Annotated in this window: 13 protein-coding genes; 2 read left to right on the top strand and 11 right to left on the bottom strand. The window is 41.1% G+C overall.

Annotated features, from left to right (window positions below):
- The first annotated feature begins 380 nt into the window (after positions 1-380).
- Positions 381-947, top strand: a complete 567-nt coding sequence (locus ACNOGP_RS05195; protein ID WP_418214264.1) for an Arm DNA-binding domain-containing protein — start codon at positions 381-383, stop codon at positions 945-947.
- A 208-nt stretch (positions 948-1,155) separates the two neighbouring features.
- Here the strand turns inward: ACNOGP_RS05195 and ACNOGP_RS05190 are convergent, their stop codons facing one another.
- The 6 genes from ACNOGP_RS05190 to ACNOGP_RS05165 form a co-directional block, all read right to left on the bottom strand.
- Positions 1,156-3,363 (bottom strand): glycoside hydrolase family 2 protein, encoded by a 2,208-nt coding sequence (locus ACNOGP_RS05190; protein WP_418214263.1) that lies wholly within the window; start codon positions 3,361-3,363, stop codon positions 1,156-1,158.
- Between the two features lie 4 nt (positions 3,364-3,367).
- Positions 3,368-4,861 carry a hypothetical protein gene (locus ACNOGP_RS05185; RefSeq protein WP_418214262.1) on the bottom strand — a complete coding sequence of 498 codons (1,494 nt, stop codon included), beginning with the start codon at positions 4,859-4,861 and terminating at the stop codon, positions 3,368-3,370.
- Positions 4,862-4,916: 55 nt separating this feature from the next.
- Entirely contained in the window at positions 4,917-6,584 is a 1,668-nt protein-coding gene (locus ACNOGP_RS05180) for an arylsulfatase (RefSeq protein ID WP_418214261.1), read from the bottom strand.
- Positions 6,581-7,711 (bottom strand): family 43 glycosylhydrolase, encoded by a 1,131-nt coding sequence (locus ACNOGP_RS05175; RefSeq protein WP_418214260.1) that lies wholly within the window; start codon positions 7,709-7,711, stop codon positions 6,581-6,583. Before ACNOGP_RS05175 ends, ACNOGP_RS05180 begins: the two co-directional genes overlap by 4 nt.
- A gap of 105 nt (positions 7,712-7,816) precedes the next feature.
- Positions 7,817-9,373, bottom strand: coding sequence for a sulfatase (locus ACNOGP_RS05170; protein WP_418214259.1), 1,557 nt, complete (start codon positions 9,371-9,373; stop codon positions 7,817-7,819).
- Positions 9,374-9,380: 7 nt separating this feature from the next.
- Complete coding sequence (locus ACNOGP_RS05165) at positions 9,381-11,426, bottom strand: alpha-L-arabinofuranosidase C-terminal domain-containing protein (RefSeq protein WP_418214258.1); 2,046 nt, start codon at positions 11,424-11,426, stop codon at positions 9,381-9,383.
- A 206-nt stretch (positions 11,427-11,632) separates the two neighbouring features.
- On the opposite strand from ACNOGP_RS05165, the gene ACNOGP_RS05160 reads away from it, so the two are divergent.
- Positions 11,633-15,661 (top strand): hybrid sensor histidine kinase/response regulator transcription factor, encoded by a 4,029-nt coding sequence (locus ACNOGP_RS05160; RefSeq protein ID WP_418214257.1) that lies wholly within the window; start codon positions 11,633-11,635, stop codon positions 15,659-15,661.
- 139 nt (positions 15,662-15,800) lie between these two features.
- Here ACNOGP_RS05160 and ACNOGP_RS05155 read toward each other — a convergent pair whose 3' ends face one another.
- The 5 genes from ACNOGP_RS05155 to ACNOGP_RS05135 all read right to left on the bottom strand — a co-directional run bounded on the left by ACNOGP_RS05155 (position 15,801) and on the right by ACNOGP_RS05135 (position 26,154).
- On the bottom strand, positions 15,801-17,168 hold the full coding sequence (locus ACNOGP_RS05155; RefSeq protein ID WP_418214256.1) for a sulfatase: 1,368 nt from the start codon (positions 17,166-17,168) through the stop codon (positions 15,801-15,803).
- A gap of 109 nt (positions 17,169-17,277) precedes the next feature.
- Positions 17,278-18,978 carry a RagB/SusD family nutrient uptake outer membrane protein gene (locus tag ACNOGP_RS05150; RefSeq protein ID WP_418214255.1) on the bottom strand — a complete coding sequence of 567 codons (1,701 nt, stop codon included), beginning with the start codon at positions 18,976-18,978 and terminating at the stop codon, positions 17,278-17,280.
- A gap of 18 nt (positions 18,979-18,996) precedes the next feature.
- A complete protein-coding gene (locus ACNOGP_RS05145; protein WP_418214254.1) occupies positions 18,997-22,161 on the bottom strand; it encodes a SusC/RagA family TonB-linked outer membrane protein in 3,165 nt (1,054 codons plus the stop codon).
- 34 nt (positions 22,162-22,195) lie between these two features.
- A complete protein-coding gene (locus tag ACNOGP_RS05140; protein ID WP_418214253.1) occupies positions 22,196-24,466 on the bottom strand; it encodes a BACON domain-containing protein in 2,271 nt (756 codons plus the stop codon).
- Between the two features lie 35 nt (positions 24,467-24,501).
- Positions 24,502-26,154, bottom strand: a complete 1,653-nt coding sequence (locus tag ACNOGP_RS05135; protein WP_418214252.1) for an arylsulfatase — start codon at positions 26,152-26,154, stop codon at positions 24,502-24,504.
- Positions 26,155-26,158: the final 4 nt, after the last annotated feature.

The following is a 26,158-nucleotide window of genomic DNA, read 5'->3' as shown; positions in this document are numbered from 1 at the left end:
ATTTATAGTTAATATTCCGCTCGTTTTGGTGACCTTCAGGTGACCTTTTCGCACGAAAACCACTGCAAATATACGTATTTTTCTGCAAACAGCAAAATGTGTTAGATGCTGATTATCAGTATAATTACACTTTATGCAATCCTATGAAATAATCCACAAAAAGACTCATAATCTGGAGGTCCCTGGTTCAAGCCCAGGCTGGTCCACACCTAACAGTTATTTAAGTACAAAAAGCCGCTAAAATTGCAGTTTTAGCGGCTTTTTTACGTTCAACAATATAGGCATTCAAAAAAAGCGGACACAAAATTCGGTGCCTACTTCGGTGACCAACATTGCTTCTTTTCTCTCTTTGAGTGGGCGAACTCATAAAACAAAGAGAAATGAAAGAAAAAAAACAAACTTTCACAGTTCTGTTCTGGATAAGGAAAGGAAGAACAAGTGAAAACATGGCACCGTTACATTGCAGAGTAACAATCTCGGGACAAAGATACGAAATTCCGATGAATATCTATCTACCTTTGTCAAGCTGGTCATCCACCGCACAAAAGGCACTGGGAAAAACCGACATCTGCAAAGAAGTCAATCGGTACATCGAAGATTTAAAGATGACTATCGATGAAACACTTACCAGAATACGGAACAAGAAATATCCTGTGAACATCGAGAACTTTAAACTCATGTTCAATGCGCAAGAAAACGAATATTCGACGATTAGTAAACTTTTCGAGTATCACGAAATTATTGAAAAGAAAAAGTTCCGGGAAAATACTTTCGTCGGTTACAGGATCACCCGAAACCACCTCATCAACTACATTAGAATCAAATATCATACGACAGATTACGATATCACAGCCATTGATAAAGCCTTTGTCTACGAATTCTTCGCTTACCTGCAAGGATTCCAATCGCAAAGACAACAAAATCGCCAAAGCCGCCAATGTAAATAAACGAGTAACCTATCATGAAAGAAGTCACATCTTCGCCTGGTTTAAACAGAGATAGAACTCTTTACTTAAAAACTCTTTCGGAATGTTCATAAGATTTAATTTTCACAAAATCAATACATAAATAAAAAACTACGAGAGAAATCCCGCAGTTTTCTATTTACACAATCAGATGGAGAGTCACTGTTTATTCATACCATTTTTTTCTTAATCAATAAGCTCTCAAACCAAAATCAAAGTTCATCTTTTTATTTTCCTGCACTTCAATTTTCAGCTCATTTCTTCCTTCTCGCAAATAGTGGCAATAATCACTTATATTGTACTGATTATAGTGTCTGGTTTGCTTCACTTCTTGTGAAAAAACTTCCACCCCATTCAACCAGACCTTCACATCTCCAGTAGCACGTATCCATAAAGACAAATGACTGAATTCTTTATTTACTTCAAATGAAGTTTCCGAAATGATTCCCGAACGAGGAGGACAATCGAAAGGCAGAGAAACCATTTTCGGTTCTTCGCCATTGAGACTGACCGCCCGGGTGATCTTGCCTCCATCCTGAGCATCGGCAACCAAAGTAACCGCTTTCACCGGACTGATATGATATAAACGATCGTGCATGAGATGCAGCAAACCTTCAGGTATCTTGATTACTTTCCGGTCGTATGTAATTAAACCGTTTACTTCACCCTCCACATCAGTGGTCTGTGTGTAGATAGCGGCACTTAATCCCTGCGCTATCAGAGTCTCCAAATCATAAACCAGCCTGCCGTAGTTATCCATCAAAGCCATTGCTCCGTCAATATTCTTATATCCCCAATTTCTCATATCGAGATCCCATAAATGCTCCTTGATAGCCCAACCATATCCTCCGAACTCTCCCAATGCAGAAATCCGGTTACCATTGCAAACAGGCAGAATCATGGAAGTCGCCGGGTAGTTGTGTACATCATACATATGCCCCACCCCTCTGTCTGTCCAACCGGTTACTCCGTCAATGATACGGCTCTTATCGTAATCCATCACCTTTTTTACAATTTCTACAGTGTTATGCTGCCCCCAGCCTTCGTTAAAGACTACCCATGTAGTAATACAAGAATAAAAGCGCAGACGGTCGATCATTTCAAACATCTCCTGTTGCCACTGGTTAGTATGTGCTACGGGTGCATTCCAGTCAGTCTGTGCATTAGGCTTTATGTGCTCTTTATCTTTTCTTTCGGTAGAGAAGCCTGACACCATATCCTGCCACATCATCAAACCCAATGAATCGGCATAATAATAATATTGTTCCGGTTCTATCTTGATGTGTTTACGTATAGTATTGAATCCCATCTTTTTGAGTTGAACCATATCCCAAAGCATTGCTTCTTCAGAAGGAGGAGTCAGCAAACCATCCGGCCACCAACCCTGATCCAATGTACCATACTGGAATATCGGTTCGCCATTCAGACAAATACGCCGATAGCCACATTCGTCTTCTTTGATGCTGACCTCACGCAGTGCGAAGTAGCTTTTCACTTTATCTACAACCTTTCCGTTACTTACCAACTCAATATTCAGATGATAGAGTTTTGGAGAAGAAGGACTCCAGAGAACGGCTTCCGGAATTTCCATCTCTATCTTTGACGTTAACTTCTGCTCTATCGCGTTCACTATCTTACTTCCATCCAGCAGCTCTACTTTTACTTTTTCCCCTCCCTTAGCTTTAGCTACACCAATGTCCAGACTCACCGTTTTTTTATGAACATCAGCTGTAGGAAGCACCTGAAGAATATGAGTGGAACTGACAGCTTCTAGCCATACAGTCTGCCAAATGCCGGATACCGGGGAGTACCAAATGCCCTTCGGATCTAACTGTTGCTTACCACGAGAAATTGATTCTGTATCTGTAGGATCGATAACGGCAACCTCAACAAGTTGTGAACCTCCTTTCTTCAAGAATTTAGTTACATCAAAAGAAAAGGGATTGTTCCCTCCTTTATGGATACCTGCCAACTTATTGTTTACCCATACCTGACATTCATAATCCACAGCACCGAAATGCAAAATCACGTTTTTTCCTTTCCATGCGTCATCAAGGGTAAAGTGACGCTGATACCACAATTTCTCAGTAGGTAAAAAAGGACGTTGTACTCCCGAAAGCGAAGATTCAATAGCGAATGGAACAAGAATCTGTTCCTCAAACTTCACTAGTTTTTTAGGAGTATCCTGACTGGTAACTGCAAACTGCCACAACCCGTTCAGATTTATCCATTGCGAACGTTGTAACTGAGGGCGTGGATAGCTCTGCCATACATTTTCCGACGTAACTTTATCAGCCCAAACTGTTTTCATTCTATTTTCTTTCGAGTTTGCTGCGTAAGCAAACATATGTGCCATAGCACTTATAAATAATACTGCAATTAGTAGTTTCTTATTCATATAATTAAAAAACAATGGTTATAAGCATAAATTCTTGGCTGTTCAGTCGCAATCCAGCTATTTCCTTAAGAACAGAACCCGATGTTGCTGGTATAATTCGTATAAGATTCGATTCTGTTCCTTTCTCAACAGTCAGATTTGTTGAGGTATTAACCCCGCTTGTAGTATCTAAGTTAAAAGTATAATGTTCGCTGCCGGGATTCCAAAGTACAATAGAAATCTTATTCTCATCTGCCGAAGCGATATATTTTAAGCCTTCTGGAATACCGGATAGTCTTTTACGCGCTTGAGGCATACTATTCAGAAAAGTAAGGACGGAGTTCATCATACTGTAGTTCTGTGCTCCAGCGAAAAAGCAATATCCATACACCATATCCGCATAATCGCAGAGTATAAGTTCTGATTCCAAGAATGCGATAATGCCTGGTGCCGTAGCAAAGCGTTCCTCGTTAGTCTTCAGCTTATTTGTTGCACCGTAATCATAACGATTGAACAATACTTTTTTGTGCAATGGAATATCATATTTCACAAGAGCATTTTTCACATCAGCAAGAATCTTTGAGTTACGCTGAGCCATATAATTCTGAATGGAATAATAATCAAAAGGTACACCTTTCTCAATAATTGACTGTAGTGAAGCATCGTAATATCCGGATACCTCGTTGAGTTGCGATACAGCGCTGAGCATTCCTGCATTCTTTAGCTTATTGGCAGTAGGTCTCCATATTGCCGGATAAACAGTCAAATTTTGAATAGTGGCAGTTTCTGTCTGCGTACCATTGAAATAGCCGGTAGTATGCGATGGTTCCTGATTACCCGCATAAATGGTATTTGAGACTCCCAATTTATCATGCAGGAGTTTCATCCATTCGAAAATTGTTGTCCCATTGGCATCATAATTATTAGTGGCAGGTAGTGGATAATAACGTGCACTACCATGAAACGAACGTCTGCTGTCAAGTGGAAAAAGGTGCTCGACACGGCCATTGTTCTTACCTTCAACAGGTACGCCGGAACACTGTACAATCAACTGAAATCCAAGATCCCGTGCCATCTGGCATAATTCCAAATATTGTGAATTGATATGTACATCTATTCCTCCATCTTGGTTTCTGCTAAATTCTTCTTTTTCTCCGTTACCCCCGAAATATTGAGATCCCATGGAACGATAACTGCGAAAATAATCGCCTTGTGGGTTACTGGTCCAATTTGCATCAAATTGATTTAAATCCTTCGGTAGAGCTACAAGTTGCATTCCCATATCAGCATAAGCTTGCAAATCACTCTTTATTTTGCTATTGGAACTGCTAATCGCATCCCGAAGAATATATCCGCGCTTAATATCCAAAACAGGTAGGTCGGAATCAGAAAAGTCCACTTTTATTGTCGTCCCGGAAGTTGTTTCAGGGACAGACGAATTCGGCAATATCCGACCGTCATCATTGCATGCTGACAGCAATGCTACAAGCACTAGACATACATATGTTCTTTTTCTCATTTCTGATATGTTTTTTAATTGCATTATCTTTTTTATGATGCCTGATGAGGGTAATCTACTTATCCTTATATTCTTTAAAATCCTTTCGGCGTCCTTTATTATAGGTATTCCAAACTTTTGGGAAATAGAGCACGTCACTGCGGTCCGCCCACTCAAAATAAGCATTTTCTAATTCCCTCGCCATTTCAGGATACTCTTTTATCAGATTATGTTGCTCGGTACGGTCTTCTTTGATATTATAGAGTTCCCATTCGTCACCTCGGAAGTTTGCGGAAACCAATTTCCAGTCTCCCTTGCGTACCATGCGGTTACCTTCATGTTCTGCATAAATAAAACGGTCCGGCATCTCTTCGCCGCGTACAATGGGAAGGATTGATACACCCGGTGTGGGAATGATCTTTCTACCTTCGTACTCTTTAGGATATTTAGTTCCTGCCAGTTCAATGCAAGTTGCCATAATATCCGAAAATTGTGCCGGTTGGTGATCAATACTACCCTTGTGTTTGATCTGTTTACCCCATTGAATGATACAAGGAGTGGATATTCCCCCTTCATGCGCATAATGTTTGTAAAGAGTAAATGGGGTACAACACACATTTGCCCAGCCTGTTCCGTAGTGATGGTAAGTGCCCGGAAGTCCCATCTGATCTAACTCAGCTCCAACATGAGTATGATATTCTGTTCCTGTTTGCTTGTCAAAACCGAATTCATGCCATTCGGCACAAGCTCCATTGTCCGACATAAACATGATGAATGTATTATCCAGTTCACCATTCTTCTGTAATGTATCTAATACCCGACCGATGTTGGCATCCATAATATCTATCATAGCGGCATAGATAGCCATGCGGCGAGCCAGGTCAGTCTGCTGTTCCTTTGTTAAAGAATCCCAGGCTGGAAGCGGGTGTGTCTCATCCTCAAACAAACTTTCAGGAACCACACCGCGCGGGCTTAATTCTGATTTTCCTTGCAGAAGCCCCATCTTTACTATTCGTTTCCAACGTTGGTCGCGAATCTTATCCCAGCCCTGCAGATAAGTTTTCATATATTTATCCGTTACTTCTTTCGGAGCATGCAACGGGAAGTGAGCCGCATTGTATGCCAAATATAAAAACAAAGGTTTTTCTTCCTGATGTGCCTGATTAATAAAATCTATGGCATAATCGGTTATTACGTTGGTTGCATAAAACTCTCCCTCTTTATATTGGCGTGGGGCACGATCTTTAGGCAAACGGGTATATACGTCCGGATTCCAAAAAGAGTTGAATCCGCCTAGTAAACCATAATATTCCTGAAAACCACGTTGTATCGGGTTCGCAGTTTTACCTAGATGCCATTTACCGGACATGGCTGTGAAATATCCGGCACCTTTCAGTACCTCGGCAATAGTGACATTGTCAGAGTTGGAGCGGAAACCGGCATATCCTTTCGGCCATGCCGGACGAGTTGCGTCCATGTGCCCGAGCCCTGTCTGATGCGGATAAAGTCCGGTTAACAAATTAGCACGCGACGGACAACTCCGTGCACTGTTATACATTTGTGTCATGCGAACGCCTTGTCTGGCCATCTTATCTAATACCGGTGTTCGTACTTCTCCTCCATAACAACCTAAATCTGAGAAACCCAAATCGTCTGCTAATATAACAATGATATTAGGCTTTTCCTGTGCGAAGGCCATAGCTCCGAAAGCCAGACCTCCGGTTATCAATAGTAATGATTTCATTTTGCCTGATAATTGTGATTAGGTTTAAACTTTCCATTTTCATAAAGCATCGGGATCAATCCCGGACGGCATGTTTCTTTATACTCGGTTGCTTGCGCACCACGGGGATTGAAAAACATGGTTGCCCACCAGTTTCCATCTTTGTCTTGAAACAAATTATTGTGTCCGCCGCCAGTGATTGCGTTATATCGTTTACTATAAGGACCATATACATTATCGGCAGTGGCAATAATGCAATCATAGCTATAACGTGTTTTCTTATTAGTTAGTCCTTCCTTCTCAACATAAGTATCTCCCTTCGCCGTGCGGTGCGCCCAAATAGCTTGCACCAAATGGTATTTTCCGTCATACTTAAAGATAAAAGCTCCTTCAACGTATGGTTCCGGAGAATATTTGCTTTCTTTTAAAGTCTTTACTTCTTCTGCCAGACCGCTCATATCCGGCTTCATGCGTGCTATATAATGGTTGTGACCAACAAAATATACAGTGCCGTCCGTGTCTTCAAATAGACTTCCGTCAATGTTAGGAAAGATAGCCTTGTCTTTGTTGCCTTCGATATTTTCATAAGGACCTTCCGGCTTTCCGGTAGTACTCCGTAGGATAAAAGAGCCTCTTCCACCTGCCGATTGGTTCATGCAAGCTACGATAAACCAGTTCTTCACACTCTTGATGTAGTGCATTTCCGGTGCCCATACAGCATGGAAACGGTTATCCATCGGATCATTGTTAATAGACCTTTTTGCATATTTCTCTCCTTCTTTATATACTTTCGGTTCTTTCTGCCAGGTACCGTCTTTTTCCATTGACCAGATCCGTCCCATAGCCTCCCAGACCTTCAGATCTTTGGAGCGCCACAGATACAAACCGTCATTCCAGTCCCAGCAATGCCTTTGTCCCGGGAAGTGGCGATCGGGGGTAGAAGTGGTTCCGGTGATATAGTAGTAGCCATCGGGCCCCAGTGTTGCCCATGTGTCACGCATCCAGTAATCAAATGCCGGTTGAACAGATTTTGGAACACGCAGTTCCGGAGCGTTGGTGTCCGCTGTTCCATATGCCTGTGCCGATGCAGTGCAGACAGAAACAAATCCTGTCAGTAAAGCCAATCCTAATCGCAAAATAAATTTCATATATTACAGTTTAATTGTTTACGGATACAAAAGTAAATTGTTACCGGATTGATCTCATGGAACAATGTCTTTAATATCCGTCAAAATGTACATTCTTTTGATTTATTACTGTCCCGGTTGAAGATAATTATAAGGATTCTGTTTGAAATGATAACGCTTCCGGGGAAGAGGCAACGGATCTTGCAGACGTAATTCCCATGCGACTAATTTCGTCAGAAGTTCTGTCTGGACAGCACTGTATTTCTTTTCACCAAACAGATTCTGTACTTCCGAAGGGTCTTTTTTGAGATTATACAATTCCCCGTTTCCATAGTTATCCATCACCAGTTTCCAGTCATCTTTTCTGACCATGCGTGAAGTACCGCTTTGAGTCCAGGTATTAAGTTCATCAAAGTGTGCAATCTTACCCGGCGTCAATGCTCCTTCCTGTTCGAAAGTCAGAGAAGAATCCAGTTCGACATGCGCTCCTCCGAAACCTTGCTGTACGACAATGCTGGAAAACTCTTCTTTTGGGTATTCTTTTCCGGTCAACATCGGCCATAAGCTACGACCTTGAACACCTGCCGGGATTTTGGCATCAATAGCAGAACAAAGGGTAGGAAAGATATCAGCAATGGATACATGGCTATCCATAGGAGCAGACTGATTCTTAATATGATATCCTGCCCATACCATCGGAATACGTGTGAGGCTTTCGGAAAGTCCGGCTCCTTTGCGGATCAACCCATACTCGCCCCAATAATCACCATGATCTGAAAGGACAACAAAGATCGTATTTTCAAACTGCCCGCTGGCTTTCAGCGATTCGATCAATCTCTTTATCTGGTCATCTATTAAGCGGACCATACCGATGTAATTGGCACGGATTCTGGGTAAATCTTGTTCCAGATTGGGACATGAAGCATCTTCCAGTTCTGCTAAAATGCGATATTTCTCTCCTTTCTTTTCCAAGTCTTTGCGAGATGTTCTCAATACAGGAAGTTTATCGGGTGAAAACATAGAATAATAAGGTTCGCAAACCTGATAAGGATTGTGAGGTTCCGGGAAAGATACCCACACAAAGAAAGGATTCTCTTTTTGTTTTTCTATCCATGACAATGTCTCATTGACAATTTTAGTCGGATGTTGCTCCTCTACAGGGATTGGTGAAGGTTCCAGCCATTGTCCTCTAGCCTTCTGGTTTAAGAAACGGGCAGTTTCTTTTTCTTCGGGAGTCGTTTTCTTATTCTTGCCCCAATGCCCGTATTCCGACCAGAAATCCAAGTCGGCAGGTTTCAGATAAGCATGGTTTTTACCTACAAGTGCCGTCTTATATCCGTTCTCTTTTAATACGCCTACTAAATCCTGTTCAAAGAAAATGTCGGGAATGTTATGGTTAGTACGTACATGAGTTGCCGAAGGAAAACGTCCGGTGAACATGGAACAACGGGCAGGAGAACTGGCCGGTGCTACGGTATATGCTTTGTTGAACCATACATTCTCCTGAGCTAATTGATCTACATAAGGAGTTACATCCAAAGGAAAACCCTCTCTTCCACATAGGTCAGCACGTTGCTGATCGGTCATAATGATTACAATATTCGGTTTGTCGGTTTGTGCCATCAATGACATTGACAAACCCTGTAATGCCAATCCTGTAATACAAAACGCTGCATTTTTCATATTTATCTTATTTAAAACGGTATACAATCATTGAAGAAGCTTCGAGCTTCAAATCTTTGTTTAAATTCAGTGTTACAGCCGACTGAACAGGTTTTACTGCTTCCGGTGTTTCCGGAGTGTTATTCTTACCGGGTTCCAGACTCAATCTAATTTTTTGTGCCTGTACATTTTTTCCGAATCCATTCACAGCTGTTTGAAGCGTCACCTCCTGTTTTCTCAAATTAATCAGTTTCAGAATGTATTCTTTACTTTCACTGTCATATCCCATAGTGACGAATACATTCTGCAGTCCCTTCATTCCTTGAATACTAGTATCCAGACACACATCGAAAGTGTGATCTCTGAACATCTTTGATAGATAATAGAAAGATGTCTTAATGCTGCAATCTACTCCGTTTAATAGCATGGACTGCAACTGCCGGTGTTCCATAAAATCCCAATGACGCATCACAGGCCGTTCTGCCAGCAATGGATTCATATCTCCGTTACGTTCAATCGACATTCGTACTGCCCCGCTGGCTAACAAGTTATAGGGATATTTCCCGTCAATACCCAATTCTCCGATAAACAAATCCGCTACTCCTCGTTTGTAATTGTCAAAACGGTAATGCTGTTTACAAGCCCATTCGATAGGTTGATAATGGTGTTCATCGAATACTTTCACATTTTCCGGATTTATAAACTTAGCTATGTCAATACGTTTATCATCATTTTCTTTACCTATGATACTATTGGCTATATAGATCAGGTCAGGATATTGTTTGTGTAATGCCTGATAAATCTTTTCGTAGCGTTCCCAATAAACAGGGCCAAAATCTTCGTTTCCAATTTCAATGTACTTCAGCGGGAAAGGTGCTGGATGTCCGTTCTTTGCACGCAAAGCTCCCCATTTGCTGGCTACCGGACCAATTGCGTATTCGATGGCATCCAGTGCATCTTGAATATAAGCGTCCAAATCAACGTCCGGTTGAATAAAATTCCAGGGAGACTTCTGTCTTACCCATCCCGTACAAATCATTCCTGTAGGAATGACATACATAGCATCTGCTCCCAAATATTCGCACAACTCGTAAAACTCATGATAGCCGATTCCGTCTGTGCGGTAATAAGGTGCCCATTTACTCCATTGCCCCGGTCGGTTTTCAATAGGGCCTATTGTTTTTTTCCAGTGATACATAGTGGCTTCATTCACTCCGTGTACGATACAACCACCAGGAAAGCGAATGAAATCCGGTGCATATTCTTTCAGATTTTGCATAATATCGGCCCGGAAAACAGATTTCCCATTGTCCCATGTATCTGAAGGGAATAAAGAAACAACGTCCAGTTGGAATTGTCCTTTTCCAAGCGGCTGAATAGCGAGCATACCCCGTTTCACATCTTGATCGGATTTTAATATTCCGGTGAGTTTGGTCCACTCCTTACCTTTTACATCCAAAATAAGTGGAGTACTAACCGGTTTACCCTGTTCGTCTACCAGCATGACTTGAAGTGGATCTGTATAGTTTTTACTCTTTATGTACATGGAAAGATGATAGGATACCTCTTTCCGCAGATTCATACCGTAATATCCCCGATTTAGAATCATTGCTCCCGGACTGTTTGTAATATCGTCAGTCACATTAACCAACATTGAATACCGGTTCTCTTTATTCAGAGGATTTTCTTCTGTACGACTAATGAAAATGGGAGCATATGGTAAGGGATAAGTGCTCCATCCGATCAGAGGGTCCACATGAAAGACATCTTTGTTCTTTCCTCGCGGATTAGGCACGTCCTGATAAAGTCCGTTCTTTACTGCCAGGTCTGCAGGCGGAGTTGCTTCTTCGAATGAGCGGTTCCGTATCAATTCGGCATGTAAGGCACCTTCGCCTATCATACCAATCTCTTCATAATGGAACCCATATTTGACACGGCTTACTTTGTGTGTTTTCTGTTTATTGATATGCAAAACACCCTCATGAGTATCATTTGCCTGATTCCCTGCTATCGGCTGGATAAGAATAAAACAGCACAAGCAATACAATGTCGTTCTGCAAAGTTTTGTTTTCATGGTCTTTTCATTTGGTTTACGATACAAATGTAGGGAATTCAAAGAATAAACATTCGTCACATCATGTTCAATATAAGGAAGTATGTATTGTTTGAGGTCATATCTCCCGCTTGTGCACATAATTTCTAATGGAATACACATTTGTACTAGAAGAACCGAACAAAAAAACACTATCTTTGAGCATCAAACAAGGAGTACAATCATATATGAAAAGCAGTATACACAAAAATCTTACGTTGGTGGCAGCTTGTTTATTATTTCTGCTTCATCCGACATATACGGAAGGGAAAATCCAATATCATAATGTCCGCTTCAAACAGTTGAGCATTACGGAAGGACTCTCTCATAATACTGTCAATGCCATATCTCAGGACAGTAAGGGATTTATGTGGTTTGGTACCCGGAATGGTTTATGCAGGTACGATGGATATAACATTACCCGGTACTTTCATGAGGAAGAAGATTCCACTACAATCAGTCATGATTTTATCACCAAATTATATAATGACTCTTGCCGGAATGTCCTTTGGATTTCTACAGAGCAGGGAGTCTGTAAATACAATCCTCAGAATGAACAATTTACACGTTATCACATCGAAGAAAATAATAAAAACAATGTTTGCTTTTTAAATACTTCCGACAATAGGTTCTTGGCTGGATGCAGTAATGGTATCTATCAATACGATGAATCAAAAGATTGTTTCATTCCATTCATATTATGTGAAGGTAAAGGAGAAAATATCCGTGGATTGGTAGAAGACTCGAATGGAAGTTTATGGATCAGCAATAACAAAGGCTTAAAGCGTTATAATCTTAAAAACAGGCAATTTGAGCCATTGCCTCTGCCCATGCGCCCATTTCTGAAAAAGAACATTCGTTTATCTTTGCTGTCGGATAATCAATTATTATTCAATACACCTCAAGAGGTATTTGTGTATAATATCAACAATGATTCATTGTATCCATTAACGACTATAAAAGAGATCCGACAACTAAGGTGTGCAACAACCGATAGCCAGAATAATATTTGGTTGGGAACCGAGAATGGCATTTTTATTTATGATCAGACTTTTCGGTTGATAACCCGCTATCAACAGTCAGAAAGCGATTTGAGCAACTTGAATGACTCTCCTATTTACAGCCTTTTTGAAGATTATAATCATAATATGTGGGTGGGAACCTATTTCGGCGGTGTGAATTATTTCATATATGCTTCAGATCAGTTCCGGATTTATCCTTATGGTAACTCGCCCAACCACCTTAGCGGTAAAGCGGTACGTCAGATTATCAACGCCCCAGATAACAGTCTTTATATTGCTACTGAAGATGGGGGACTTAATTATCTGAACAGCAACCGGGAAATAACGCGCTCCGAACGTCTCCATAAGCAAATGAATATAAAAGCCCGGAATATACATTCCTTATTGATTGATAGCAAACAGAACCTGTGGCTTGGTTTATTTCTCAGAGGAATGAGCTATTATATGCCCAGAGAAAACAAGACACTCTCTTTTGATGAAGGAATTGGAAAAAGCTCGTCCGGTTTTTGTATTATAGAAGATGAAATGGGGAAAATATGGTATGGAGGACCTTCCGGATTATTTACTTTAGACAGGCAAAACGGAAATTTTCAGTTGAAGAAAGTATCTTCTCTTCCTGTTTTCTGTATGCTTAACCTGAATGATAGTATTATCTGGACAGGAAATCGCCAGAATGGAGTGTATCAAATCAACAAACGAACAGAAGAACAGACGCCCATTCCACAGTTTTCATTTAACAAGCTATATGTAACCTATCTCTATATGGACTCGGAAGAAAATGTTTGGGTAGGAACTAATAATGATGGGCTTTTCGTTCTGAATAAGCAAGGTGATAAACTGAAAAGTTACTCTAAAAAAGAATTAGGATCAAATGCTATAAAAGGTATTATAGAAGATGACCAGAACAGTATATGGGTAGGAACAGATAACGGTTTATGCAATATCCAGCCGAAGTCCGGATTAATCAACCGATATACTATAGCTGATGGATTACCGACCAATCAGTTCAACTACTATTCGGCTTGCAAAAAGCCTGACGGTGAACTGTTCTTTGGGACGATCAATGGAATGATTTCTTTCTATCCGGAACAGGTGCGCCCTGTAGAACCGCATTTCAATATTGCCCTGACAGGAGTATGGAGCAATAATGATGTGGTATCTTCCAGTAACCCGGACGCATTGTTACCCGCTTCTATCTCCGAAAATGATGTGATGACCCTTACCCATGAACAGGCGCAATCCATACGCATAGAATATTCGGGGCTTAATTATCAATATAAAGATAAAACACAGTATGCCATGAAGCTGGAAGGAATCGATAAAGAATGGCAATTTGTAGGCAACCAACATCAGGTACGTTTCTCCAATCTCCCGACCGGAGACTATACGTTGAAGATCAAAGCAAGCAGTGACGGGGTGAACTGGGATGAAAAAGGGCAAAAGGCATTGACAATCCATGTACTACCTCCGTGGTGGCTTTCTATATGGGCTTATCTGATCTACGCATGTATGGTTCTTTGCATCATCTATCTGGCATACAAATATACTAAAGCCCGGTTAATTCTTCTGATGAGACTAAAAACAGAGCATGAGCAACGGGTTAATATGGAAAAGATGAATCAATCAAAAATCAATTTCTTTACGTATGTTTCTCACGATCTGAAGACACCGTTAACTTTGATTTTATCTCCGCTTCAGCGGCTCATCAAACAGAAACAAATCGATAATAGTGATCGTGAGAAACTGGAAGTCATTTACCGCAATGCTAACAGAATGCATTATCTTATTGATGAACTGTTGACCTTCAGTAAAATTGAAATGCAGCAAATGGAGATTAATGTCAGAAAAGGAAACATTATGCATTTTCTGGAAGAGATGTCCCATATCTTCGATATTGTATCTAAGGAAAAGGAGATTGACTTCATTGTCAGTTTGGAAGAGACGGATGAAGAAGTCTGGTTCTCTCCATCCAAACTGGAACGCATCATGTACAATCTGTTGTCGAATGCTTTTAAATACACTCAGACGGGAGATTATGTGAAGCTCAGTGCCAAACTGATAAAAAAAGAATCGGAAAGTTTCATTGAAATCTCGGTGAAAGATAGTGGCAGAGGAATCCCCAAAGAGATGAAAGATAAAATCTTTGACAGCTACTTCCAGGTAGAGAAAAAGGATCATAGAGAAGGCTTCGGATTGGGTTTATCTCTCACGAAGTCACTGATTCATATGCATAAGGGAGAAATTAAGGTTGAAAGCGAAGTCGGAAAGGGTTCGGAGTTTATCGTCAGCCTGAATGTTTCGGAATCTGCCTATAGCTCTTCGGAGAAATCTTTGGAAAGTATCACCTCCGAAGAAATCCAAAAGTACAACCTGCGGATGAAAGAAACGATTGAATTGATTCCTGACCAGTTGATGTCTACCGAACAGGACGATACCGAAGTCAAGGAAAGCATTCTTATTGTAGAAGATAATAAAGAGATGAATGATTATCTGGCAGAGATATTCAGCAAAGATTATCAGGTATTTCGTGCTTATAACGGCGCTGAAGCTTGTAAGTTGCTGAAAAAACAACTGCCCGATCTGATAGTGAGTGATGTAATGATGCCTGTGATGGATGGTCTGGAATTAACAGCCTACGTTAAACAGGATCTGAACAGCAGTCATATCCCGGTAATTCTGCTCACTGCTAAAACAGATGAACTGGATCATACCCAAGGGTATTTGAAAGGGGCAGACGCATATATAACCAAACCTTTTAACGCGCAGAATCTGGAACTATTGGTTCAAAACATGCGTACTAACAGAAAACAGAACATTGAGTATTTTAAACGGATCGAAAAGCTGAATATTACACAAATTACGAATAATCCACGCGATGAAGTGTTTATGAAGGAGTTAGTCGACTTGATTATGGCTAATATCAAAGATGAAGAGTTTGGAGTTACTGAAATCATCACTCATATGAAAGTGAGCCGAAGCCTGTTGCATACTAAGCTAAAGTCACTGACCGGATGTTCCATCACCCAATTTATGAGGACTATAAAGATGAAAGAAGCGAAGATTCATTTGCAGAATGGCATGAATGTATCAGAGGCATCTTATGAAGTCGGCATGTCCGATCCCAACTATTTTACAAAATGTTTTAAAAAAGAGTTTAACGTTACTCCTACTGAATTTATAAAGCAACTGAAATAGTGGTAAGCGTTCTTAAATGCTAATTATCTTTTGAAATCAGCCTCGATACAGACAACTGTATCGAGGCTGATTTTGCTAAAAAGGAAGTTTTGACACTTCTCATTCAATGTTTTATATCCGTTATTACAGAACCTATAAATTACTTTTGCCTGGAAGGCATATGCTCAAAGGCCCGCATTTCAGTAGCTTGCCCTTCATCTCCACATGCTTTCATCCACTTTTTTAGTTCTGTATCTAACCGAGTGACAATGCTGGAGTACTTCGCATCTCCGGCCAAATCATTCATGCAAAACGGATCGTTCCGGACATCATATAATTCGACGGCAGGACGATACTGGTACTTGGATGTTATCGTCTTTGCATGAGCATCTGTCTCTGCAAGTTGTTCCCATTCTTTAAATAAAGACGAAGCAGTCATCGCATTCCGAAAGATTGCTTCCGGAGTAAGATTGACAATATAGCGATATCTTCCATCATAAACTGAGCGTATTCCGTAGAATTCGGGACCTTTATTTATCCCCCTGCTAGTCTGAAGAGAGAAAGAATATTTTTTATGCTCCTTTTTCTTTCCTGTCAAAACAGATTTGAAACTTTCACCATCTACTTTTGCCTGCGGCTTTCCTCCTGCTATGTCTACAAAAGTGGGAACCATATCCACATATTCTATTAACGCATCACTGACACTCCCCGGTTTAACTACTCCCGGCCAACGGATAATGCACGCAGAATGTACTCCCGCGTCATAACAAGTCCATTTGGCAAAAGGCAGACTGTTTCCCTGTTCACTCAAATATACGACAACAGATTGACCGGCAACTTTTTCCTGATCCAGAATAGAAAGTACATTTCCAAACTCCTGATCCATGAAATTGACCTCTGCAAGATACCGGGTAAACTCCTGACGCGTTTGCGGAATATCTACATACATAGGTGCCAAAGTTAATTTATCCGGATCGAACTGCGAAACATCGCCTTTATTCCAGGGAGTATGCGGTTGATTGGAAGCCACAAACAGGCAAAAAGGCTGACCTTTTTCTTTACAATCAGCGATAAATTTCTGAATGGCTTCAAAATTGAATTCTCCTTTTTCATTAGGCACATAAAGATCAAAAGGGAATACTGACTTCGGAGCGACATGCTTCTTTCCAATCAAAGTAACTTTATACCCCAATGGATGCAAATGATGTATAATACTTAAAGTCCCGTTATCGGCACAGGTATGATTGGGATAAGCCCCGCTACACACCGGCCATAAACCTGTATACAGGTTATGGCGAGTGGGCGATGACATGGGAGCAGCTTGATAGGCTTGAGTGAAACGTACTCCCTGTGTGGCAAAATTATCTATATTCGGTGTTTTCGAATCCACGCTTCCATAGCAACCTAAATCATAATAGGAACAATCATCGGCAATGAACAATACCAGATTCGGCTGTATTGTTTGTTGTGCCAAAGAGAAAGTAGTTGCACTTAATACTACGGATGCACTCAAAAATAACTTATTCATAATTTATTTCTCCTTTCATTGAGGTTTCTGATCTAAACCTCGCACCGATATAATATTATACTCATCTCAAACACTTTTCATCTAAACATAAATTTGAAAAGATACATCCTTAGTATCCGGGATTTTGCTGTACTCCGTCATTGCGGGAAACTTCTGCAAATGGTATCGGGAAATATTTCTTTCTTGCAGCCATAACTCCTTGCTTCTGTACATCCGCAGCAGGTCGTGATGGGATAAATGTATCTTTCATATAATCATACATCTGTGTATTTTCATCATACTTCATGCGGATAAGGTCGAACCAGCGCTTCTGTTCACCGGCAAATTCCAATCCCCGTTCCATGAACACCAGCCAGCGGAATTCCTGTTTGGTCAAAGTACGTCCGATATTGTCGGGTCTGTCCGAACCTATATACTTAGGATAAGCACGTTCGGTTCCGTCCGCTTTACGCGCACGCTCACGAACCATATCTATAGCTTGACAGGCTTCTGTGTACTTTCCAAGTTCGTTTAGTGCTTCTGCTTTTATCAGATACATATCAGAAAGGCGCAGACGTGGCATATCATTTTCATTAGTACGGTTGTTAATACCTTGCGGGTCGATAAATTTGCGGATGTATCCCCAGTTCTCCTGTGAGTTTCCTCCGGCGGCAGGGTATACGGTTACGATATTTCCCAATACACCTGTGTTGTTGTTCTTTTGCTGGAAACGTCTCCAGAATGTAACTTCAATCCGGTAATCTTTAGAAATGAGTTTAGCTTCATCAATGGATGCGTCAACGGACGGATCACTATACCCCAGACTACCTTGGTCGTCCTGGAAATATTTGATAAACCATTTTTGTACTCTATGAACGCCGGCTCCTTTGCCATAAGGATTTCCGGAAACCAACTTACCACCCACCTGTACACCCGCTGGGTTGAATAAATGAGCAATATTAGAACCTAATGACTGGTCTGCTAAAGCATCTTTGTCTCGAAAGAAAGGTACTACGAATATATGTTCGGTTTGAGCAACTGACTCCTGCTCAATGTCCCACAGATTCTGATAGTCATTGACAAGCGTATATTGTTCGGAAGAAATTACCTCTTGTGCTTCTCTGACTGCATCTTCCCATCTTCCGAGAGTCAAATAGACTTCGGCCAAAAATGCATGCGCTGCTCCGTTAGTTACACGCCCGCTTGTGTACGTGGGGTCTAAACGTTTGGGCAAACGGGGGCTATCATCGTCATTCAATCCGGCTGCATATTCAAAATCACTTATTATCTGTTCGTAAACTTTTGATGCGGGAGATTGTGGTACATACGCATTCTCAATACCGCTAACAGGCTCAATAACAATAGGAATACCATTGACACCGCCATATAAACGCATCAAGTCATAATGATAAAGTGCTCTTAGAAAATAAGCTTCTGCAATGATTCTATTCTTATCATTTTCGCTTTTGAAAGGAATAGAAGGAACACGTGCTATTACTTCATTAGCATTTTTAATACCATTGTACAATTCTCCCCAAAAATTGACAACCGGAGCAGAACCCGCACTATGTGTATTGTTGGAAACAGTGGCAGGCACAGCGTTTCCTGTAGAAAACATAGCATCTTCATAGGTCGGAAGTATGATAGGCCAGTTCGTCTTATGATAAGCGAAAGCATATAAGGTAGAGTATACTCCATTAATAGCTGCCAAAGCATGATCTTCAGTTTTGAAGAATCCGTCCTCTTTTTCTATACGGTCTACAATGTCCACATCCAGACAGCTTGAAAGCAATGCTGTTCCTACCAGCAAGGATAATATATATTTCTTCATATTTTCAGTGTTTTGATATTAAAAAGCTAAATTTATACCCATAGAATACGTACGGCTCGAAGGATAAGCAGCATAGTCAACATTAGGTGACATAGCACCCGATGTGATGCTGACTTCCGGATCATAACCGCTATATTTAGTGATTGTAAAGACATTGGTAACAGTACCGAATACACGTACACTGCGTAACCATTGTAGCTTTTTCAGATTAAACTGGTAGGCGAGCGTCAGATTCTTCAGACGGAAGAAGGAGCCATCTTCAAGCAAGAAGGTAGAGAAACGCTTATTGAAATAAGAGCTGCCTTGCGAACCGTTCACTGCCGGATAGAAGTTGCTGGTACCCTCACCTTGCCATCTGCCTTCCCAAGCCTCAACACGGATATTGTCATTAGTATCTGTGAATGAATCCAGGAAATAACGATTCAGGTTCGCAATATCACCACCCACACGACCTGTAAATATCATAGATAAGCTCAAACCTTTCCAGGAAAGTTCGGAGTTGATACCATAATTAAATTTAGGTTCTGCCGTACCGATGATAGTCATATCATCAGAGGTTATCTTCCCATCCGGTAATCCGTCAGGACCACTGATATCTTTGAATCTCAGAGAACCCGGAGTAGCTTGGGGAGTATCAAACGGAGCCAGTTTCGCTTCTGCCTCATTCTGGTAAACACCATCCACTACATAACCGTAGAAGCTACCTACCGGATAACCGGCTTTGGTAATATGTATGCTTTGGCTGAATACACCGCCACCTGCCAGATAAGATGTTCCCAGCAATTCATTGCCGCTGATATCATCTACCTTATTACGATTCAGGTATATATTTCCCCCAAGAGTCCATTTAACAGGGCCTGTCAGAATATCTGCGCTAGCTTCCAATTCAAATCCTTTATTGGTCATTTGTCCCATATTGTAAGGAATAGAGCCGTATCCGGAAGATAAAGGTAGTCCGAAGTTCATCAGCATATCTTTGGTAGTACGTTTATACACATTCATAGTTACCCTGAACCGATTATCTATAAAACCCAAATCCAATCCGGCATTGTAGGTAGCAGTACTTTCCCAGCCTAAGTTGGGATTAGCCAGTTTACCATTGACCATACCGTGAGTCACTGCACTTCCAGAATAAGAGCGAACGTGGTTCATAATGGCAAGAGGAGCAGCAAAGGCAATACTTTGGTTACCGGTAACACCGTAACTCAGACGAAGTTTGACATTTGAAATAGCATGTATGTCTTTCATAAACTTCTCCTGATTTATACGCCATGCTACTGCAAATGAAGGGAAGAAACTCCATCTGTTTCCACTTGCCAAAAGAGAAGAACCATCATAACGCCCGGTTGCTGTGAAAATGTAGCGGTCGTATAGAGTGTAATTCAGGCGCCCCAAGAAAGAGGAAAGTTTGGTCTGAATGACAGAACTAGATTTATCCATCGTATTTGTCCCTTCTCCAATTGCATAGTACAACAGGTCATTACCGGCAAAATCACCGACCTGAATTGCCAGCGTTTTTCTTTGGCGGTCTTCGTGCGTATATCCTAAGACTGCATTGATATGGTGGCGTTTCTTGAATTTACGATCATAGTTTACCGTTGTTTCCAGTACTATGTTTTGGCGATTGTCTTCTCCGCGGAATGCCATACCATGTGCACTGTTTCCGGCATTGGTACCTATCGGATAAAAAGTAGAACGCGAACCGTCTGTACGATTAAAACTACCGGCACCTTTCCAGGAAAGTCCTTTACCGAAGTTATATGTTAGGGATGCATTCAGAATGAAGAATCGTTGTTGAAGAATGTCCTTCAGTTCAGTAGCCATCACATAAGGATTATCTGCGGAAACGTATTCCACATTTTCATCTTCATAAATTTTATCTCCGGGCATTAACGTCGGCTTAGTAGTCAAGATACGGCGTACCATCTGATTCATACTTGAAGATTGTGAATGCGATGTTTGCTTTTGCTCAGTCTGTGAGTAACTTGTATTCAGTTGCAAAACCAGGCGTTTGGCAAGCTCGGACTTAAGATTCAGACGGAAAGAATAGCGTTCGAGTCCGGTATTCATAATAATACCTTCCTGATCAGTATAACCCGCCGTGATGTTATATTGAGTCATCTTATTGCCACCGTTGATTGCTAGCTGATGATCTTGAGACACAGCTGTCTGATACATTAAATCCTGCCAATCGGTTGAGTAAGTTTTATATCTTTCCAGAGCATCATCTGCGTGTCTGGGAACTTTTGTACCCGGAATCACGTTTCCCTGCATATCATATCCTTCTAAAGTCCTGTCCAGTTCATTCTCAAAAAGAGCGTAATCATGAGCATTCAGTAAATTATAGCGTTTGGCTACGTTAGAAATATCCACACGAGCGTTATAGTTAACATTGACCTTTCCTTCTTTTCCCTGTTTGGTCGTGATCAAAATAACTCCATTCGTGGCACGGGAACCGTAAATAGCCGTTGCAGAAGCATCTTTCAGAACCTGGATAGATTCAATATCATTGGGATTAATAGAAGCTAGCGGATTCATTGACGGTTGTTGACTCAACTCACTGGTTCCCCCATTTACACTTGCAGTAGCGGCTTCTATCGGAAAACCATCAACTACATACAGAGGATCTGTATTGCCTGATAAGGTGGAAACACCACGAATTTGAATATTCATGCCGGCTCCGGGAGCACCATTATTAGCTGAAATACTAACACCGGCTATACGTCCCTGTAAGAACTGGTCGGCACTTGTAATAGGCATAATCTCCGCCTCGTTTTTCATGTTAACAGCACTTACTGAACCGGAAAGGTCGGATTTACGAACTGTTCCATAACCGATAACAACAACTTCATCCAAATTGCGTGATGCTTCCTGCATTGTAATCGTCATTTTCCCATTCAGCTGTACCGGGACAGTGATAGTGGTAAATCCGATATATGATATCTGTAACTGAGCTTTAGGATTTTTTACTTCCAGCGAGAAATTACCGTTAATATCTGTAATGGTTCCGTTATTAGCTCCTTTCACCTGAATCGTAGCTCCAATGATAGGAGACTTCCCTTCATCAACTACCACACCGGTAATTTTATGAGACTGTGCTGATACGGTTGATATACATCCTAGCAGACATATTAGTAGGATTAAGTATCTATCCGTCAACTTAAATCGAATCTTCTGTTTCATAATATTATATTCGTTATTCATTGATTGTTAAACCTTATTTTAATAATCCCCGTAATGTCGGATATTCACTTCCCATTTCCCAAATCGTACTGAAATCCCAGCCTGTAAACGAAGATGTACTCTTCATTTCGCTTGCGGACAAGTTTTTATAGCTAGAGGAACCACCTGATATAAATGAATCACTTCCGCTACCCTGCGACTTACCGTCTTCGTTCAAGGAAAAACAGTTTTTCATTGTTATTTGAGAAAGCTTCCCGTCAGTGCGATGGAATAGTCCGTTTCCGAAAGAGGCGCCGTTTGAGGTTGTCATCCCTCCTGTGTTATGACAGTTTTCAATTGCCATGCTTCCTCCTGCTGCTACAGTGCATGTTGCTACAATTCCTGCAGCATTACTGTTACCATTGGTAATTGTACCTGTGCTTTTTATTGCACCTGTATTGTAGCAATCTCTAACTATAGCATTTGTTCCGCCCATGCGTGCAATAATACCGCTTGCCGAACCCATTGCGGTGATAGAACCTGTATTGTAAGATTGTGATATTTCCGTGTCAATCGTTGCACGACCGACAATTCCGCCTACCTGATTGTTAGCCTGAGTTCCGGAAATTGCTCCTGTATTTGCACAACCAATTACCTTAATTAGATCGCTTCCTGCTGCACCTGCTATTGAACCAACCACACCTCCAACCGGCGATTTGTTATTGCAAATGACATTTGCTTTATTGGTACAATATGTAACAGCAGGAGCATTATTAGCATCACGCATAATAATTCCTACGATTCCGCCAACACATCCAGCTGTTCCTTCAATCGCAGCTGTATTAGAACAATAAGAAACTTCGCCTTTCTCAGTGAGATAACCGACGATTCCTCCAAGATGAACTTCGGAATCTGTAGTTGTAACCGTACTGATAGTTCCGTCGCTACCTATTGTATGACAAGAAATAATCTGACCAGAACAATAACCTGCAATAGCACCAACCTTAGCTCTCGCTTTAATAACAGGATTCTCAATACACACATTGCGTACGATACCTTCCGAACCGATAGAAGCAAACAAACCGCAGTTGGTATTGGAGGCCTTGTTCAATATCCAGTTCTTTATCTTATATTGTTCGGAAGAACGTCCTGTAGCCACGTCAATAATATCCCCCTTAGTTGCCTCATACACTCCCGTAAAACTACCATTATAAATGTTGTTTACGAGTTCGGTGCTGATAGGTGCCATATCGATATTGGCAAGATCGATGTCTACTGTCTGCTTGTAATTCTTATCAAGATACTTGCTGACGTTTCTCAAATGACGAGGCTTCGTGATAATATATTCCGATCCTTCTTCCCCGTCTCCGCTGGTTTCGTCAAACAGGTTGTGCGCTTCTATAATTTCACTTCCCATTTGAGCAACAGTTCCTCCGCCTATGTTTGCATAAGAGAATAATTGCACAGAAATCATTCCAACATATCCTTTCCAGTCGATAACATCCAGATTGTAAGATATTGTTCCCGAAGGTATGTCAATTATCGTTTCATTTTGGTCGGCAATGACTTTCAGCTTATAGCCGTCTACACCGGTAATTTCACTCCACGAAAGCAAGAAATCGTTATGATCGTCCAACGTAATGACAGGTGCTTCTAGTTTATCTGCTTGAACAACAGGAACACTTAGGTTCTTACCGGCAGCAGTGAAAATCAGGCTAGCTTTACGTATCACTTCTGTCGTATTACTTTCGGCAGTAACTTTCAATGTAGTTGTTCCTTTCCCCGTAGCAGGAGTCACAGAGCACCATGTAATCGGAGTATGGGTTGTTTCATCTATGACTTCAACACTCCATTCTACTGCATTAGTTTGTAGAGTAATGTCCTTTTCGCCTCCTCCGATGTTATATTGCAGTTCTTTAGAATCTGCTGCCAGAGAAGTTTCACTGGCTTCTTGTTCTACGGTTACGACCTTCATCTCCTGTAATTCATTAATAAGGAAAGTCAGCTCTGCTGTACGGGGCTCGTTCCATGGATTCTCAGAATATGAAATAGGCACCTGGGAATATTTGAATCCCTCTGTCTCTGATACACTACACCAAGCTTGTGAACTGCTTAATGTCCACTTTTCATCCGATATTACTTTCAATATATAAGTCCCCTCCGCTCCCTGTACTACTACAGGAGACTGGGTGAGTTCGTTTAAGGTCAAATAAGTTTCAGCGACCTTTGCATCCGGTGCGGGATATACAATATCTTCTTGTTGACACCCCGCGAAACATACAGCAGTCAGCATGATGACGGCTAGTTTACGATACTTATTTTTCATATGTTATAAATTAAAGATTATAATTGCAATACTTCTTATTTGAGATATTCTTCTACAGGAGTATACCATTTACCGATCTTGAACCCGATTTCATCTTCAACTCCGATATGATCTGCCATTTTTTGGTAATCATTAATCATCCGCTTCAGAGTTTCAGGTTCCTTATCTGCCAAATTCATCATTTCGGTAGGATCATTTTTCAGGTTGTATAGTCTCCATTTCGGTTCTTTATACTCCTGCACTATTTTCCATTCTCCGTCACGCATCATTTTGTTGCCTTCGTGCTCCACAATGGTCGGTTTGGGTTGTTTTACCATTTTCCCTTTTAATAGAGGTAGTAATGATATGCCTTCCATTGGAGGTACTTTATGTCCGTCACGTGAAGAAGGATAAGTGGCTCCGGTAAGCTTTACCAAAGTAGGCATAATATCTACTATATGTCCATAATTATCTTTTTGAATAGTACCATTCAAACTTTTATCAATCCCATTCGGATAGGAAACGATAAATGGTGTGTTGCAACCTCCTTCATGCCCATGGTGCTTGTATAAGAAGAACGGTGTGTTGGCAACATCTGCCCAGGCTGCACCCAAAAAGACGGTACTTCCTGCCGAACCGGGATTTTTTCCGGCAAAGCGTCCTTCTATACCGGGTTCTCCATTGCCACCATTATCCGAAAGGAGAATAATCAGCGTATTATCCAACACTCCTTTTTCTTTTAAGTGTTCTACTACACGTCCGATACTTCGGTCCACTTCTTCGATAACGGCTGCGTAAATAGCCATCTGCACATCATAGCGCTCCTTTTCTTCCTGGGTCAGTGAATCCCATTCCGGCACTTTCGGGTTACGGGGTGTTAACTGTTCAGGACGTTCGAATAAGCCCAATTTTAATTGCTTTTCGAATCGGGTATTACGTACCTTTTCCCACCCTTTCATGTATTTTCCCTTGTACTTATTAATCGTTTCTACAGGAGCTTGCAAAGGGAAATGAGCCGCATTATGGGCCAAATACCAAAAGAAAGGCTGGTCTTTATCAATTGCTTCATCGATGAACTTCAACCCGAAATCCGTCCATAAATGAGTAGAATACCAGTTCTTAGGCAAACGATTATCATCGAATCCAATTTCTTCATCATTCAAATAAAGATTTCGTTGGTTAGTCCTTTCTTTTTTATTCTTCTTTAGTGATCTGTCGGAAGAAAAATAATAACCGCCAAATGGAGCGTTCAGCGAACGGTCAAATCCTCTGCTTATTGGAGTAACCCCCTGAAAATATCCTAAATGCCATTTCCCGGTCATGACATTAAAATATCCGGCTGTTTTCAATACCTCAGGCAAGAAAACATTATTTTCATTCGGATATCCTTGATAAGCCGGATAACCCGGAACTTTCCCTAAAGCACCATTTCCTACCTGGTGAGGATACAGACCTGTAATCATGGAAGCTCTGGTTGGTGCACTGCGAGCTTGATTATAGAAATGGCGTAATCTAATGCCATTTTCGGCAAGCCGATCTATGTTGGGAGTATTTATTTCCGAACCATAACATCCGAAATCGGAATATCCAACATCATCCAATAATATAAGAACAATATTGGGTTTTGACATATCTTGTTGGGCTAATACAGGACAAGCGCCGACTGACGCACCAAGTGTCAACATAAAAGTATAATCTATCCTTTTCATTGCT

It is taken from the genome of Bacteroides difficilis (assembly GCF_048319815.1).
In the GTDB taxonomy this organism is placed as follows: domain Bacteria; phylum Bacteroidota; class Bacteroidia; order Bacteroidales; family Bacteroidaceae; genus Bacteroides; species Bacteroides zhangwenhongii.
The sequence above is the reverse complement of the archived record's forward strand: the minus strand, read 5'-3'. Positions and strand labels throughout refer to the sequence as shown.